Genomic DNA, 16,589 nt, shown 5'->3' with positions numbered 1-16,589 from the left:
TTTGCACGGGAGTATATCCCCGGGTGACTGCCGAGCCGTGTCATGGCGAGCGGATGGGGTGTTTGCCCGCTGCGCGGCGAAGTGATCGGGTGGTGCCTGGTTCCAGCCTGACGTTACCCGCGGGATGGTCGCCGACACTCAAGGTGCTGGCTGACAGGAGATGCGAGCCACGGCTTCGATGGCTTCGACCCAGAGCCGATACTGTGCCGCCGAGGGGTGCAAGCCATCGTCAGCCAGCAGGTCAGGGTGGTGGCGCGAGATTGCGGTGATGTCGACGAAATGGGCGCTCGCACGATCAGCCTGTTCCTGCGCACTCGCATTGAAGTCGTCGAGCGCCGCGGCGATGACGGCCGGATCGCGGCCTTGTTCGCGCGCGAAACGGGTGACGCCCCAGTCGGGGATCGATACCACCACGACCCGCTCCGGACGATGGCCGGCCAAGGCCATGGCGCGTGCCAGCAGCTCAGCGAACTCGTCGCGATAGTTCTCGAGGGATCGGCCGCGATACTGGTTGTTGACGCCGATCTGCAGGCTGACCAGGTCGTACGGCGGCGTCAGCGGCGCGTGGTCCATGCCATGCGCAAGCTCATCGGTGGTCCAGCCGGTGACTGCCACGATCTGCGGATCGTCGATCACCACGCCGTCGTGGCGCAGGCGCTCCACCAGCACCGCCGGCCAGCGTGCTTCGGCGGCCACCGCTTCGCCGATGGTGTAGGAATCGCCCAGGGCGAGGTAGCGCAACGGCGGGGGCGCGGCAGCCATCGGTGATGTCGGCGCGGCTCAGGCCACCGCCCGGGTGGAGTCGGACTGCTCCTGCGCCATGCGCACCAGCACACGCTCGATGCGCACGAACACTTCTTTCAACTGCGCCGGCGGCGGCAGCAGCGTCAGGCGAAAATGGCGGCTGCGCGGCACGTTGAAGCTGCTGCCCGGCACCACCAGCACGGATTCCTCCTCCAGCAGGCGCAGCGCGAACGACTCGTCGTCGAAATCCGGGATATGTTCGGCACGCACCTGCGGAAAGGCGTACAACGCGCCATCGGGCGCCACCAGATCCAGATGGCGGCTGGCGGCGACACCCCGCAACACGGTTTCGCGTGCCTCGTGCAGACGCCCGCCGGTGCTGGTCAACGCCGCAATCGTCGGCGCGTCCTGCAGCGCGGGCAGGACCGCCCATTGCGCGGTGACGTTGGGGCACAGCCGCAGTGCGGCGAGCAGCTGCAGCGCGTCCCGATAAATGGCGGATCGTGCGGGGTCGCCGGACAGGCTCATCCAGCCCACCCGGTAGCCGCAGGCGCGATGCACCTTGCTCAGGCCACCGAAGCTCAGGCACGGCAGCTCGCCGGCAATTTCGGCCAGCGGCTGGAAGCTGGCGCCGTCGTACAGGATCTCGTCGTAGATTTCATCGGCAAGCAGCAGCAGGTGGTGCCGCGCGGCGACCTCCACCAGCTGCTGCAGCAAGGCGCGCGGATACACCGCGCCGGTGGGGTTGTTCGGGTTGATCAGCACCAGTGCGCGCGTGCGTGGCGTGATCTGTGCCTCGACTTCGCCGGGGTCAGGCAGATGGCCTTGCTCCGCCAGGCAGCGATAGTAGCGAGGCTGGCCGCCGTTGAGGATGGTGGCCGCGCTCCACAACGGATAGTCGGGGCTGGGCAACAATACCTCGTCGCCAGGCTGCAGCAGCGCCCGCAGCGACAGATCGATCAGCTCGCTGACGCCGTTGCCGACGAAGATGCGTTCGGCCCGGACCTGCTGCGCACCGCGGCTGCGCTGCTGGGCGGCAATCGCCTCACGCGCCGTTTCCAGGCCCTGTTCGTGACCATAGGCCTCGCTGTCGTGCAGGTGGTTGGCGATCGCTTCGCGCAGGTGGGCTGGCGCCTCGAAGCCGTAACGGCCAGGATTGCCGATATTCAACTTGATGATGTCGAGACCGGCAGCTTCCAATTCGCGGGCACGCCGGGTCAGCGCTCCGCGGATTTCATAGCGCACGTCGGCCAGGTGCGCACTGGGCGTGATCGGGGACAACGTCGGTTTCCTTCTGGGGCACGGGCCGGCACCGCAGCCGACGTGCCGATGCTAGCAGCGTGATGCAGTGCAACGCGAGACTTTGTGCGGATCGATGCCGGTTCATCGCCGGGCCATGCGCGGGCAGGGCATAATGCCCGAACCATGCCAAACACGCCTCGCCATGAGTGACGTTGAAACGATTGAACGGTTGCGGCATATCGGCTGGCGCGGCAATGCGTTGCCTGCCGACGATCTGCGTTTGGCTCGCGTGGTCGCGCAGCATCGCGCCGGCTACGAATTGCATGACGGGCAGACCCTGTTCGGGGCGCAGCCGGACGGGCGTTTTCTCCGGCGCGGCATCGACCCGGCCGAGCGTCCCGTGGTGGGGGATTTCGTGGAAGTGGCCAGCGGCTCGCCGCCGCACATCCTCAGCGTGGCGCCGCGGCGCAGCGTGCTGTCGCGCGCCGCCGCCGGCGAGCGCTACGAGCGCCAGCTGATCGCCACCAATATCGATTACGTGCTGGTGCTGACCGGTCTGGACGGCGACTTCAACCCGGCCCGGATCGAGCGCTACCTGTCGCTGACCGAGGATTCCGGCGCCCAGCCGGTGATCCTGCTGAGCAAGCTGGACAAGTGCGATGACGCTGCGGCGAAACTGGGTGCGTTGCGCGAGCGGTTGCCCGAGCGCACGCCGATCCACGCGCTCAACTGCAAAGACCCCGCCAGTGCGAAACTGCTTGCCGCCTACCTGCAGGCGGGTGACAGCGCGGTACTGGTGGGCTCGTCCGGTGCCGGCAAGTCCACGCTCACCAATACCTTGCTGGGCAGTGCCACCATGGCCACGGCCGCGGTACGCAGTCACGACAGTCGTGGCCGCCACACCACCACCCATCGCGCGCTGCTGCAGTTGCCCAGCGGCGGCTGCCTGATCGACACCCCGGGGATGCGCGAGCTGAAGCTCACCGGCGAGGAAAATCTCGACCTGTTCGCCGACATCGAGCAGCTGGCCGAGCAATGCCGCTTTGCCGACTGCGGTCATGGCAGCGAGCCCGGCTGCGCCGTGCAGGTGGCCCTGGACACGGGCGAGCTGGGCGCCGAGCGCTGGCGCAACTATCTCAAGCTGCATGACGAGCGCGAGGAACAGGCGGCGACGCTGGAAGCGCGGCTGCGCCGGCAGCGCGGCGGCCGTCCGATCGAGCCGCCACGCGGACACCGCAGCAGGCGCGAGCGGGAATAGGAGCCTTTCGCTCATGGCCGGGACAAAGTAGTGACCGCCGCTGACGACCTGGCGCTGCAGCGATACGCTGCGCTCGACCAGCGCCTGTTGGCAGCAGTTCGCGGCATCCACATTCTGCCCACCGTGGCGTGGCCGGCGCCGCTGGAAAATCGCATGATCGAGGACTACCGTCGCGGGCGCTTCAGCCTGCCGCAGGTGTCCTACCGCGTGCCCGATCTGGCCGAAGCGCGCGCCGAGCTGAGGGCAATTGAAGCCGCTGCGATCGGCAGCGATCCGCGGGATGTCGATCCGCTTGGCGATTACCTGCGACGCAGCGCCGAATCGTGGCGCCTCGCGGCGCAGATGCTCGAGGCGGTGGGCACGGCCGGTGTCACCGCACCGTCGATTGCGCTGTACGGCAAACCGGATGATCTGATTCCCGGCAGCCAAGCCAGCAATCTCGACGCGGCGCGCCACTTCGTCGAGCTTGCGGACGAGCTCGGTGCCGACCTGCTGGAGGACACCAGCAACCGGCGCGTGACGGCGGAGGCGCTGCGCGACGAACTGGCCGCTGCTCTCGATGCCTTCTTCGGCGAGGGCACGATCCGGGTGGAGATCGACCCCGAGCTCACCGCCAAGGCCGCCGCCGGTGCGACCCGGATCCGTCTGCGCGGCGGCTCCAGTTTCAGCAAATACGACCATCACCAATTGCTGGCGCACGAGGCCTTCGTGCATTCGCTGACGGCGCTGAACGGGCGCCGGCAACCGTTGCTGGCATCCATGGGGCGCACTTCGCCACGGGTCACCGCTACCCAGGAGGGGCTGGCGGTGTTCGCCGAGTTGATGTCCGGCGCGATCGACATTGCCCGGCTCAAGCGGATCAGCCTGCGCATCCTGGCGATCGACATGGCGCTCAAGGGCGCGGATTTCGTCGAGGTCTACAAGTATTTCAGTGCCTGCGGACAGACCGAGGTCGACAGTTTCCACTCGGCGCAGCGCGTGTTTCGCGGCGTTTCCCCCGGCGGCGGTGCGGCATTCGCGAAAGACAACGTGTATCTGTCCGGCCTGCTGACCGTGCACACGTTCTTTCGCTGGGCGCTGAAGCAACGTCGGATGGATCTGTTGCGCCACCTCTTCGCGGGCAAGCTGGCGCTGCAAGACGTGGTCAGTCTGCAGCCGCATTTCGATTCGGGTGCGATCCTGCCTCCGCGTTGGCTGCCGCCATGGATGCAGCATGTGCAGGGTTTGGCCGGCAAGCTGGCGTTTTCGCTGTTCGTCAATGGCATCCACATGAAACAAGTGCAGGCAGAGGAGTTGCTGCTCGACCGCTGACGCCGTTTCCGGCGCCCGGCCGAGCCGGTGCCGGTGCTAATATCAACAGCGGTCGTCTGCTCCGGCAGTGACGTTCCCTCCCAAAAAGAAAGCGCATTCATGGCCCTCCCCGAAGAACTCCGTCTCGCCGCGTTGGAGTATCACCGCCATCCGCGACCGGGCAAGATCAAGATCACCCCGACCACGGCGCTGCTGACCCAGCGCGACCTGTCGCTGGCGTACTCGCCCGGGGTGGCCGCGGCCTGCGACGCGATCGTCGAGGATCCCGCCACCGCAGCGGAATTCACCGTGCGCTCCAACCTGGTGGCGGTGATCACCAACGGCACGGCCGTGCTGGGCCTGGGCAACATCGGTCCGCTGGCGGCCAAGCCGGTGATGGAAGGCAAGGGCATCCTGTTCCAGAAGTTCGCCGGCATCGACGTCTTCGATATCGAGATCGACGAGAACGATCCGGACAAGCTGGTCGACATCATCGCCAGCCTTGAGCCGACCTTCGGCGGCGTCAACCTGGAGGACATCAAGGCGCCGGAATGCTTCATCGTCGAACGCAAGCTGCGCGAGCGGATGAAGATCCCGGTATTCCACGACGACCAGCACGGCACCGCCATCATCGTGGGCGCCGCGGTGCTCAACGCACTGGAAGTGGTCGGCAAGAAGTTCGAGGAAGTGAAAGTCGCCACCACCGGTGCCGGCGCCGCCGGCATCGCCTGCCTCGACATGCTGGTGGCGCTGGGCGTGAAGCCCGAAAACATCGTCGCGTTCGATCGCGAGGGCGTGATCCACACCGGCCGCGAAAACCTCGACCCGGACAAGGCGCGTTATGCGCGCGACACGCCCAAGCGCAGCCTGGCTGAAATCGTCGAAGGCGCGGATGTGTTCCTTGGCCTCTCCGCCGGCGGCATCCTGAAACCGGAAATGGTCGCCACGATGGCGGAGCGTCCGGTGATCCTGGCGCTCGCCAATCCGAGCCCGGAGATCATGCCGGAGGACGCGAAGAAGGCGCGTCCCGATTGCATCATCGCCACCGGCCGTTCGGACTACCCGAACCAGGTCAACAACGCGCTGTGCTTCCCCTACATTTTCCGCGGCGCCCTGGATGTCGGCGCCACCGGCATCAACGAAGCGATGAAGACCGCCTGCGTGCGCGCCATCGCGGCGCTGGCGCGGCAGGAATCGTCTGACCTGGGTGGCGCCTATGGCGGCGAGGCGCCAAGTTTCGGCCCGGACTACCTGATCCCGCGACCGTTCGATGCACGCTTGCTGGTGATGCTGGCCCCGGCCGTGGCGCAGGCAGCGATGGACTCGGGTGTGGCCACCCGGCCGATCGACGACATGGATGCGTACAAGGAAAAGCTCGGCCAGTTCATCTATCGCACCGGCTTGATCATGAAGCCGGTGTACGAGCGTGCCCGCGCCGATTGCAAGCGCGTGGCCTACGCCGAGGGCGAGGAAGAGATCGTTCTGCGCGCGGTGCAGACGGTGGTGGACGAACGCCTCGCACGACCGATCCTGATCGGTCGGCCGGACGTGATCCAGAATCGCATCGAGCGGCTGGGCCTGCGCATTCGCGCCGACGTCGATTTCGACCTGACCAACATCCACGACGACCCGCGCTTCAACGACTACTGGCAGCACTATCATGCGATCACCGAGCGGCGCGGTGTGACGCCGGCGGCAGCCAAGAACCTGCTCCGCTCGCGACCGACCCTGATTGCCGCGCTGATGGTCGAGCGCGGCGAGGCGGATGCGATGCTCTGCGGCCTGGTCGGTCGTTACCACAAGAAGCTCGGCTACCTGCGCAGTGTGTTCGGGTTGGATCCCGGCGTGTCATGCACTTCGGCGATGAGCGGGGTGATCAACGACAAGGGCGCCTGGTTCTTCCTCGACACCCACGTCCAGGTCGATCCGACTGCAGAGCAGATCGCCGAGGCCACCATGCAGGCCAGTTTCCGGCTCAAGAGCTTCGGCATCGAGCCGAAGGTCGCGCTGCTGTCGCACTCCAATTACGGCAGCCACGACAATCCCAGCGCCGCCAAAATGCGCAAGGCCTGGCAGATCCTCAAGGCTCGCGCGCCGAAGCTGGAGATGGATGGCGAAATGCAGGCCGACACCGCCTGGGACGAGATGCTGCGCCAGCGCATGTTCCCGCACACCACCCTCAGCGGGCGCGCCAACCTGTTCGTGATGCCGAACATGGACGCCGCGAACATCGCCTACAACATCGTGCGCGTGATGACCGACGGCGTGGCGATCGGCCCGATCCTGATGGGCGTGGACAAATCCGCGCACATCCTCACGCCCGCTTCGAGCGCGCGCCGCATTGTCAACATGACGGCGGTGGCGGCGGTGGATGCGCAAATCCGCGCGACACAAGGTGGCCGGCGTAGCTAGAGGCCGGCACGCCCGTACCGATGTCAAGGATGCGGCAGGATCGTCCCGGAATCAGCGAATGGACATGATGAAGCGAGCGCGCCAAGTGGCGAAGCGGATAACGCCACTCTACTGGCTGGCCGGTGCCATCAAGTACCTGGGCTTTCGCCGGGAGCTTGCGCATGCAAACAGAGTGGATCCGGGCGAGGCGGCGCTTGGCTTGCCGCCGCCGATGCTTCGATACCGGGTACATCGGGCATTCGACTCGGCCAGCTACCTGGCCAACGGTCGGAGCATCGCGCAATGCATTGTCCAGACGCTTGGCGCGCATGGCGTCGCGTTGAAGCACCTGACCGTACTGGACTTTGCCTGTGGGCCAGGGCGCGTCATCAGTGAGTTCGCCGGCGCAACCGAGTCTTGTGCGCTGTACGGTTCGGATATCGATGCCGAAGCCATTGGCTGGGCGTCGGAAAACCTTTCCACCAAGGCGCGGTTTTCGATCAATGGCGTAGCCACGCCCACCGCTTACACCAGCGGCATGTTCGACGTCATCTACAGCGTGTCGCTGTTCACGCATCTTGACGCGCGAGCGCAGGACCAATGGCTTGCCGAGATGCAGCGTTTGCTCAAACCAGGTGGAGTGTTGCTGGCGACCACCCATGGTCGTTTCACTACGGACAGCTGCACGCCGGCCGAGCTTGCCCTCCTGGTGCGCGACGGAATCGTCTATCGGACAGACCGAAAAGGTCGCTTCAAATTCGATGGCCTACCTGATTTCTATCAGACCACGTTCCACACGGTGGACTATGTGCGCCGACATTGGGGGCGCTACCTCCCGGTTGTCGAACACATCGAGGGCGGCCTGAACGGACATCAGGATATCGTGGTGATGCGCAAGCCGTCTCCGGAAGGCCTGCACGGCGCAGCTTGAGCCATTGCGCACGTGACGGTGTGCCGGGCGCAACAGGTTCCATGCGCCCGCGCATGCACTGGCCATTGGCGGGTATCCGGGCAAACAACTAAACTCGACAGTTCCCGCACCGCAGCCCCGACGGCGCAAAATTGTTGCAGGCACGACCCACCGTGCCGTGGAGAATCTCATGGATCAGCTCGACGATATCCTCGACCAGGACATTGACCCCACCGAAACCCGCGAATGGATCGATTCGCTTGGTGCGGTGATCCAGCATGATGGCACCGAGCGTGCGCATTTCCTGTTGGAACGGATGGTTGATACCACCCGCCGTTCCGGGGGCTACCTGCCGTTCGACCCGACCACGGCCTACGTCAACACGATCCCGCCCGGCCAGGAGGCGAAGAGCCCCGGGGACGCCCAGATGGAGTGGCGCATCCGCTGCCTGATTCGCTGGAACGCGATGGCGATGGTGGTGCGCGCCAACCGCAAGCCGGGCGAGCTGGGCGGCCATATCGCCAGTTTTGCCTCGTCGGCAACCCTCTACGACGTGGGTTTCAATCACTTCTGGCGCGCGCCCAGCGCTGATCATCCGGGCGACCTGATCCTGCACCAGGGCCATTCCAGCCCGGGCATCTATGCGCGCTCGTTTCTCGAAGGCCGGCTGAGCGAGGAGCAACTGGACCTGTTCCGCATGGAAGTGGTGGGCCGCGGTCGTGCACTGTCGTCCTACCCGCATCCGTGGCTGATGCCGGACTACTGGCAGGTGCCGACGGTGTCGATGGGGCTGGGTCCGATCCAGGCGATCTACCAGGCGCAGTTCTTCAAATACCTCGAAAATCGCGGCTTGATCCCGAAGAGCGATCGCAAGATCTGGTGCTTCATGGGCGACGGCGAGGTCGACGAGCCGGAGTCGCTGGGTGCGATCTCGCTGGCCGGGCGCGAAGGGCTGGACAACCTGATCTTCGTGATCAACTGCAATCTGCAGCGTCTGGATGGCCCCGTGCGCGGCAACGGCAAGATCATCCAGGAGCTGGAAGGTGTATTCCGTGGTGGTGGCTGGAACGCGATCAAGCTGGTCTGGGGCAGCTACTGGGATCCGCTTCTGGCACGCGATCACGACGGCGTGCTGCGCAAGCTGATGATGGAAACAGTCGACGGCGAATACCAGGCCTGCAAGGCGTTCGGTGGCGCCTACACGCGCGAGCATTTCTTCGGCAAGTATCCGCAGACGCGGGAGATGGTCGCCAACCTCAGTGACGACGACGTCTGGCGTCTGAACCGCGGTGGTCACGATCCGCACAAGGTCTATGCGGCCTATCACGCGGCGGTGAACACCAAGGGCATGCCCACGGTGATCCTGGCCAAGACGGTCAAGGGTTATGGCATGGGCCTGGGTTCGGGCGAATCGCAGAACCCGACCCACCAGCAGAAGAAGCTGGACGACGAGTCGGTGCGGACCTTCCGCGACCGCTTCCAGATCCCGATGCCGGACGACAAACTGCACGACGTGCCGTACTACCACCCGGGCAAGGACTCCCCGGAAGTGCAGTACATGATGGAGCGGCGCCAGGCGCTTGGCGGCTTCCTGCCGCAGCGGCGGCGCAAGGCCGATGCCAAGCTGAAGGCGCCGGAGCTTTCCGCCTTTGAGCAGATCACCAAGGGCACCGGCGATCGCGAGATCTCCACCACGATGGCGCTGGTGCGTGGCATCAACCTGTTGCTGCGCGACAAGCAGCTGGGCGAGCGCGTGGTGCCGATCGTGGCCGACGAGGCGCGTACCTTCGGCATGGAAGGCATGTTCCGGCAGATCGGCATCTACGCGCCGTTCGGCCAGAAATACAAGCCGCAGGACTCCGACCAGTTGCTGTATTACCGCGAAGACCAGAAGGGCCAGGTACTGCAGCAGGGCATCAGCGAGGCGGGCGGCATGGCCTCATGGATGGCGGCAGGCACCAGTTACTCGATCAGCAACCAGGCGATGCTGCCGTTCTTCATCTACTACTCGATGTTCGGCTTCCAGCGCATCGGCGACCTGTGCTGGGCTGCCGGTGACATGCGCGCGCGTGGCTTTTTGGTCGGCGGCACCTCGGGTCGGACCACGCTCAACGGCGAGGGCCTGCAGCACGAGGACGGCCATTCGCACCTGCTCGCTGGCGCGATTCCCAACGTGAAGTCGTACGACCCCACGTTCTCCTACGAGGTGGCGATCATCCTGCAGGACGGCGTGCGCAGCATGATGCAGGAGCAGGAGGATCACTACTACTACATCACCGTGATGAACGAGAACTACGCTCACCCCGACATGCCCAAGGGCTGCGAGGAAGGCGTGATCAAGGGCATGTATCTGCTGCGGGATTCGGGGACCGGGAATGGCGAATCGGGCAAGGGCAAAGGCAAGGGCAAGGCATCGGCGCCGTGCGTGCAACTGCTCGGCTCGGGAACGATCCTGCGCGAGGTGATTGCGGCTGCCGAGTTGCTGGACAAGGACTTTGGCGTGAAGTCCGACATCTGGTCATGCACCAGCTTCACCGAATTGCGGCGTGACGGTTTCGACGCGGAACGCTGGAACCGGTTGCATCCGGAAGACAAGCCACGCGTGGCCTATGTCACCGGCCTGCTCGACGGGCGCTCCGGTCCGGCCATCGCGGCCACCGACTACGTGCGCGAATTCGCCGACCAGATCCGTGCGTTCATGCCTGACGGCATGCATTACACGGTGCTGGGCACCGACGGTTTCGGCCGCTCCGACACGCGCGAGCACTTGCGCGAGTTCTTCGAGGTCGATCGCTACTGGATCGCCCACGCGGCGCTGGCCGCGCTGGCGAAGGAAGGCAAGGTCAACGCCAAGGATGTCAGCCGGGCCATCAAGGAATACAAGCTCGATCCGGACAAGCCGAACCCGCTTACGGTCTGATTCCGGAAACAATGCAAGCGAAAAGCCGCCTTCATGGCGGCTTTTTGCTTGCGCTCATTCGGCGAGGGCGCGCTGGATCGCTTCCAGCCCGTGCCCGCGCGTCTCAATGCCGCTGCGCGCGAGCATCCATCCGGCCAGTGCGGTCGGCACGGCGATCAAACATGCCGAAAACATGAAGTGGTCGAACAATCCGGCCACGCCCAGCAATGCGCCAAGGATTCCGCCCAGCTTCGTGCCGCCGGCGATCAGCCCGGCACCGGTGCTGCGCAGGTGAGCTGGGTAGATTTCCGCCGCATACGGAATCAGGGTGGCGACGACCCCGCTGACGCTCAGCAGCAAGGCGGCCGTGCCTGCAATGACGAGAATGCTGGAACGTGTTCCCGACGCGTCGATCGCCACCAGGCACAGCAGCGAAGCTGCCGTCAGTCCAATGAACAGCACCAGCGTGCGGATGCTGCTCCAGCGCTGGTAGAGGCCAACCACCAGCACGACGCCGGGTATGGCAAGAATGGCTGAACGCGCAAGCAGTGCCGCGCTATCGCGTGCATCAATGCCGAGCGCGACAAGATTTTCCGGAAGCCAGAGTACGAATCCGAAATTCACCAGACCCCATGCCACCGCGCAAACCATCAAGCCCCAGCTGATCACGGCGTGCCGCCCGCGCAGGAGCTGGCGCATGCTGGTGTGCTCCGCCGCAGGCAAGGTGGACACAGGCAGCGATTCTTCTGCGACCGCGGCCAGCGAATCGCCGCAGAAACGGCGCAGGACCGCGCGCGCTTGATCGTCCAGCCCGGCCAGCGCAAGGAAGCGCGGCGACTCGGGGATGTAGCGGTTGAGCACGACGATCAAGGCGCCGGTGGGGAGATTGAGCAACCACAAGGCGCGCCAGCTGAACGTGGGTTCGACCAGCGCCGCCGCGCCCGAAGCCAGCAGATAGCCCGCCGATGTACCGACTCCGCCCAGCGCCACCAGCAACCAGCCGCGGTGCCTGGTCGGGATGGTCTCCGCCATCAGCGCAAAGGTGATCGGCAACATGCCCCCTGCGGCGATGCCCATCAGGAAACACATCAACAGGTTCCAGCCGAAGGACGGCATGGCGCCACAGATCGAGGTTCCCATGAACATCAGCGCGGATAGCAGAATGCTGGCCCGGCGCCCCAACAGGTCGCCCAGGTGTCCCCACACCACCGAGCCGATCGCCGTGCCGCCCAGCGCCGACAGGGCAAGCAGCGCAACTACCGACGAGCCGAGCCCGTACTCGGCGCCCAAGCCGGGCATCACGAAACCGATCGTGGCCGGCTTCATCACGTCCACGGCAAGCGCCAGCGCCAGTACGCCGATCAACTTCCAGTGCTCGCGATTGAGCGGCGCGTGGTCGGCGACGTGGAAAGGCAAGGCTGCGATGCCGGCGCGCGCGGTGCGACGCATCTGGTTCAACCGCGGCATGAGTCCAAAAGTCGCCAACAGCACGCCTAGCGGAACCAGTGCCATGCCGACAAGCATGGCGCGATCCATGGGCATGCCGACCAGTCGGTAGTGCATCGGTGCGGCCATGGCGAGCATCGGCAAGTGTGCCGCCACGCCGGCAAAAATCAGGCCGCAACCAAGCCAGAACGCGACCGGATGATGGAACCGGATATCCCTGGAGTGCATGCGCAGCGACACCTGGACGATGCATTTCAGTCTAGCAGTGGGCGGGGCATGCGACAGTCCATGGCATCCACGCGAAAAACCCGCCGAGGGGCGGGCTTTTCGGACGGAACAGCCAGCATCAGCGGAGAACCAGACAGCCGGCTCTGCTCAAGCTGATGACGCTGGATCAGTCCTCGTCGCTCCGGAGGGCATGGCGCAACAACAGGAATGCGCCGATGGTGCCGGCAACAATGGCAACGGTAGCGGCCGGATGGCGGTTCACCTGGCGGCGCAAGCGGCGATACTGGTAGTTCGCTTCATCGGCGAAGTCCTCGGCCGCATGCGACATCTGGCGGCGATAGTTCCCGCTGCCTTTTCCCAGACCCTGCCGGATGCGTTTGCGTCCACGCTCGATCAAGCTCTGGGCACCATTGCTGGCACCGTCGGCGTAATCCCGCACGCGATCGCTGGCGCGGCCGGCGGTGTCGCGGATGTGTTGTTCGATTTCACGGTTGCGCATGGTCAAGGCTCCTCGGCGTATGGAAGAACAGACTGCCAGCGCTGCCGTGACCGAGGCGTAAACGAAGCTGACTTCCGTTCAGCCGCCCAATGCATAGACGCCGCCACGCTCCAGCGCGCGCTGATACGCCGGCCGCGCGTGGATGCGTCGCAGGAAATCCTTCAGTCGTGGGTAGCGGTCGTCGAGCCCGCCGCGTGCGGCAAAGGCCTCGACCGGAAAGCTCAACTGGATGTCGGCGATGCTGAATGAATCGTCGACAAACCAGTCGTGGGCGCCCAGCTCGGATTCAAGGTAATCCCTGTGCAGCTTCAATTGCGGGTCGGTGAAGGTCCGGTCCACCTTGTCCGCGATACGGCGCGCAATCGGCTTGATGAAAAACGGGGCCGGCGCGGTCCGGATCCGATTGATCACCAGCTTCAGCAGCAACGGCGGCATCGCCGAACCCTCGGCGTAGTGCAGCCAGTAGTTGCAGCGCAGGCGTTCGGGCGTGCCGGCCTCAGGCAGCAGCTTGCCGTTGCCATGGCGTTCGGCCAGGTATTCGATGATCGCGCCCGATTCGGCCAGGGTCAGCTCGCCATCGGTGATCACCGGCGACTTGCCCAGCGGATGGATGCGCTTGAGCTCGGCTGGCGCCAGCATGGTCTTGGGATCACGCTGGTAACGCTTGATTTCGTACGGCACGCCAAGCTCTTCCAGCAGCCACAGGATGCGCTGCGAGCGCGAGTTGTTGAGGTGGTGCAGGGTGATCATCCGGGAGCGCTCGAAGCCAGCGACCTGGCCCGGGTCGGCTGAAATTCGTACCGGATCTGCGTGCTGTGCAGACGCTTGATGATCCAGCCGAACAGCACGCTGAAACAGACCACCACCGCGGCGCTCACGACCTGAATCGCCAGCATGAAGCCGCGCATGCCGTCGGCGAACTGCGCGGGAGCGCCGGGCGGCATCTCCATCATTGAAGGCATCTTGCCCATGAACCACCACTGTGCCACCAGGCTGAGCAACTCGTAGACGATGGCGAAAACCATCAAGCCCATGAACAGCCGGCGCGCCCAGTCATGTCGCCGCAGCAAGCCGATCGCAGCGACCAGGGTGACGATGGACAGCAGCAGAAATCCCCGAATGAACCAGATCAAGTGGGCGAAGATCCAGCTCATCGACACCGGCATGTCCGATGGCCATGGTTGCATCGCCATCTGATCGTGCATGGTTGGCAGCGACACCAGCTGGAACATCACGTTCTGCAGCAGGCTGATCAGCGTGGCAAAGCCGGCGAGGCAAATGAAGATCCACGCCAGCACGGTGACGAAACTGGAGCGGCCAACTGGAAGGCCGGGCGGCACGGACATCGGAATACCTCACCGTCGAAAGACTTCAGCATGGCGGATGGAATCGGCATCGGCAATGGTGGACGCCCGCACGGCGATGCAGGGAATCGGATTTCAGTAGATCTCGCCGACGCAGCAGCGCAGGCTGCCGCCGGCTTTCTCGATCTCGCCCAGCTCCACGCTGCCGATGCTGAAACCGTACTCGCGCAAGGCGTCGCGCTGCTCGTCGCTCAGTGCCGCGGCGGCGCATGCACTCATCCAGACGCGCTCATCGGAGAGGGTGATCGCATTGGCCGCAAAGGCCTGCTTCTGCGCCGGGGTCAGCCAGACTGCGCGGTGATCGCAGGCGCGTGCGATCGCCTGAGCGGCGGCGGGATCACGAAAGCCGTCCGCGGCGATGATGGCGGCGCGGCTGGCCAGCAGGGTGAGTACCACGTTGGTGTGGTACTCGGCGTCGGCCAGCTCGAAACAGTAGGTCAGGCGCAGCCCGAAGGCCTGGTGCATCGCTTCGGCGCCGGCCATGTCGCAACGCTCGCTGAGGCCGCAGTAGCCGACGCCGCGGAGGCGGTCGATCACCAGTGACCCGGTCAGTTCGGCCACGAGGTCGCGACGGCCGGACAGGTCGATTTCGTCGTAGCCCAGCACCTCGCTGAAGAAGCGGCGGATGTCCGTGCGCGTGGCTTCGTGCTGACGCACGGCGTGGCGCATGCGCCCAACCACCAGCCGACCCGGAGCCGTGCCAAAGACGTTGTTGGGGAACACCGCATCGGGAGTCGCCGGGTCGCCGGGAAAGGTGATGACCGGCAGATCCGCGCGCAAGGCCTGCGCCAGCGCCGCGTGCTCGGCCAGTGCCGTGTTTGGATCGACCTGGCGGCTGACGTCCATGTAGCGGTTGTCACGGGCAGACTCCGCCGCCAGGCTGAAGTCCGCCGGCGCGACAAGGAAGGCCGCGCGCGCGGTGGCGCTTGCGCCAGGCAGCGGCGACAGCGCGCTGAAGGCGTCGAGGAATTCGGTGGCGGAGCGGGTGATCATGGTGTTTTCCTGAAGGGTTCAGAGCACCGGCGCTGCCGACACATTGTCTTCGATATGCAGTTGCTGGCGCCGGCGCAGGCTCGGGAACATGGCGATCCAGACGCCGACCACCAACAGGGTACCAACGCCGCCGACCACGGTGGCACCGACCGCACCGATCCACGCCGCCAGCATGCCTGACTCGAACTCGCCAAGTTGATTGGAGGTGTTGATGAAGATGGCATTGACCGCGCTGACCCGGCCGCGCATGTCATCGGGCGTATCCAGCTGCACCAGCGCGCCACGAATCACCATGCTGACCATGTCGAAGGCACCCAGTGCGAACAGCGCCAGCAGTGACAGCCACAGCGCGGTGGACAGGGCGAATACCAGCGTCGCCACGCCGAAGCCGGCCACCGACGCGAACATGATCACCCCCACCCGGCGCTGCATGTCGTGCCGTGCCAGCCACAGCGACATCAGCAGCGCGCCCGCCGCCGGCGCGGCGCGCAGCAAACCCAGGCCCCATGGGCCGGTGTGCAGGATGTCCTTGGCAAAGATCGGCAGCAGCGCGGTGGCGCCGCCCAGCAGCACGGCGAACAGGTCGAGCGAGATCACGCCCAGCACATCGGGCCGTCCGCGAATGAAATGCACGCCGGCGAACAGCTTTTTCAGGGTGGCCGGCTCCCGCCGGGGCGGTGCATGTTCGTAACGCAGGCGGGCGAGCATGATCACCGAAACCAGGTACAAACCCGCGGCCACCAGATAGACCACGCCCGGGCCGGCCACATACAGAAACCCGCCCAGCGCCGGTCCCATGATCATCGCGGCCTGGCCGGCCGACGCATTCACCGCCATCGCCCGCGGCAGGATCCGCGCCGGCACCAGCGCCGGAAGCATCGATTGCAGCGCAGGGAACTCGAACGCCTTGGCCACGCCAATCACGAAGATCAGCGCGAGAATGCCGGCCTCGTGGATGCCATGCGCCAGGCTCATGCCGGCCAGCGCCGCAATCGCCAGCCACTCCACCACCTGGCCCATCAGTACGATGCGGCGGCGCTCGAACTGGTCGGCCACGTGTCCCGCCGGCAGCGCCAGCAGCAGGGAGGGCACGAACTGGACCAGGCCGATCAGGCCCAGGTCGAAGGCACGGCCGGTGATGGCGTAGATCTGCCATCCCACCGCCACCGAGAGCATCTGGAAGCCGAAACTGGAGCAGATCCGTGCCAGCCAGAACGCGACGAACGCCCGGTGTTGCAGCAACGAGTCCGTGACAGGTGTCGTGGGCAATGTCATGGAAGATCCCGGATAGGTTGTCATTATCCGGGCAGCCCTGGCCCACCTTC

Annotated in this window: 13 protein-coding genes; 5 read left to right on the top strand and 8 right to left on the bottom strand. The window is 65.4% G+C overall.

The genetic code is table 11. The annotated features are described in order from the left end of the window. Positions 1-138 precede the first annotated feature (138 nt). Positions 139-762 carry an SGNH/GDSL hydrolase family protein gene (locus tag AC0L58_RS14365; protein WP_473684542.1) on the bottom strand — a complete coding sequence of 208 codons (624 nt, stop codon included), beginning with the start codon at positions 760-762 and terminating at the stop codon, positions 139-141. Between the two features lie 18 nt (positions 763-780). After that, on the bottom strand, positions 781-2,025 hold the full coding sequence (locus AC0L58_RS14360) for an aminotransferase class I/II-fold pyridoxal phosphate-dependent enzyme (RefSeq protein ID WP_473684540.1): 1,245 nt from the start codon (positions 2,023-2,025) through the stop codon (positions 781-783). A 163-nt stretch (positions 2,026-2,188) separates the two neighbouring features. Between AC0L58_RS14360 and rsgA the strand changes: the two genes are divergently transcribed. From rsgA to aceE, 5 genes are all read left to right on the top strand, one after another. Beyond that, positions 2,189-3,244 carry a ribosome small subunit-dependent GTPase A gene (rsgA, locus tag AC0L58_RS14355; protein WP_473684538.1) on the top strand — a complete coding sequence of 352 codons (1,056 nt, stop codon included), beginning with the start codon at positions 2,189-2,191 and terminating at the stop codon, positions 3,242-3,244. A 30-nt stretch (positions 3,245-3,274) separates the two neighbouring features. Beyond that, positions 3,275-4,555 (top strand): flavohemoglobin expression-modulating QEGLA motif protein, encoded by a 1,281-nt coding sequence (locus AC0L58_RS14350; RefSeq protein ID WP_473684536.1) that lies wholly within the window; start codon positions 3,275-3,277, stop codon positions 4,553-4,555. 99 nt (positions 4,556-4,654) lie between these two features. Further along, a complete protein-coding gene (locus AC0L58_RS14345; protein ID WP_473684534.1) occupies positions 4,655-6,946 on the top strand; it encodes an NADP-dependent malic enzyme in 2,292 nt (763 codons plus the stop codon). A gap of 64 nt (positions 6,947-7,010) precedes the next feature. Then, the gene (locus AC0L58_RS14340) at positions 7,011-7,856 is read left to right on the top strand and encodes a class I SAM-dependent methyltransferase (RefSeq protein WP_473684532.1); all 846 of its coding nucleotides are present in this window, start codon (positions 7,011-7,013) and stop codon (positions 7,854-7,856) included. Between the two features lie 169 nt (positions 7,857-8,025). Continuing rightward, positions 8,026-10,755: a pyruvate dehydrogenase (acetyl-transferring), homodimeric type gene (gene aceE, locus AC0L58_RS14335; RefSeq protein ID WP_473684530.1), complete on the top strand. Its 2,730-nt coding sequence runs from the start codon at positions 8,026-8,028 to the stop codon at positions 10,753-10,755. Positions 10,756-10,809: 54 nt separating this feature from the next. Here aceE and AC0L58_RS14330 read toward each other — a convergent pair whose 3' ends face one another. From AC0L58_RS14330 to AC0L58_RS14305, 6 genes are all read right to left on the bottom strand, one after another. Then, positions 10,810-12,408: an MFS transporter gene (locus AC0L58_RS14330; RefSeq protein ID WP_473684528.1), complete on the bottom strand. Its 1,599-nt coding sequence runs from the start codon at positions 12,406-12,408 to the stop codon at positions 10,810-10,812. Between the two features lie 166 nt (positions 12,409-12,574). Beyond that, positions 12,575-12,907, bottom strand: a complete 333-nt coding sequence (locus tag AC0L58_RS14325; protein ID WP_473684526.1) for a hypothetical protein — start codon at positions 12,905-12,907, stop codon at positions 12,575-12,577. Between the two features lie 78 nt (positions 12,908-12,985). After that, on the bottom strand, positions 12,986-13,657 hold the full coding sequence (locus AC0L58_RS14320; protein ID WP_473684524.1) for a glutathione S-transferase family protein: 672 nt from the start codon (positions 13,655-13,657) through the stop codon (positions 12,986-12,988). Next, the gene (locus AC0L58_RS14315) at positions 13,654-14,253 is read right to left on the bottom strand and encodes a hypothetical protein (protein WP_473684522.1); all 600 of its coding nucleotides are present in this window, start codon (positions 14,251-14,253) and stop codon (positions 13,654-13,656) included. The genes AC0L58_RS14320 and AC0L58_RS14315 overlap by 4 nt, the downstream gene beginning before the upstream one ends. A gap of 93 nt (positions 14,254-14,346) precedes the next feature. After that, positions 14,347-15,264 (bottom strand): arginine deiminase-related protein, encoded by a 918-nt coding sequence (locus AC0L58_RS14310; RefSeq protein WP_473684520.1) that lies wholly within the window; start codon positions 15,262-15,264, stop codon positions 14,347-14,349. An 18-nt stretch (positions 15,265-15,282) separates the two neighbouring features. Then, positions 15,283-16,539, bottom strand: coding sequence for an MFS transporter (locus tag AC0L58_RS14305; RefSeq protein ID WP_473684518.1), 1,257 nt, complete (start codon positions 16,537-16,539; stop codon positions 15,283-15,285). Positions 16,540-16,589: the final 50 nt, after the last annotated feature.

The sequence above is a fragment of the Rhodanobacter sp. G2-10 genome, from assembly GCF_055809185.1.
This window is presented reverse-complemented; position numbering and strand designations above follow the sequence as displayed.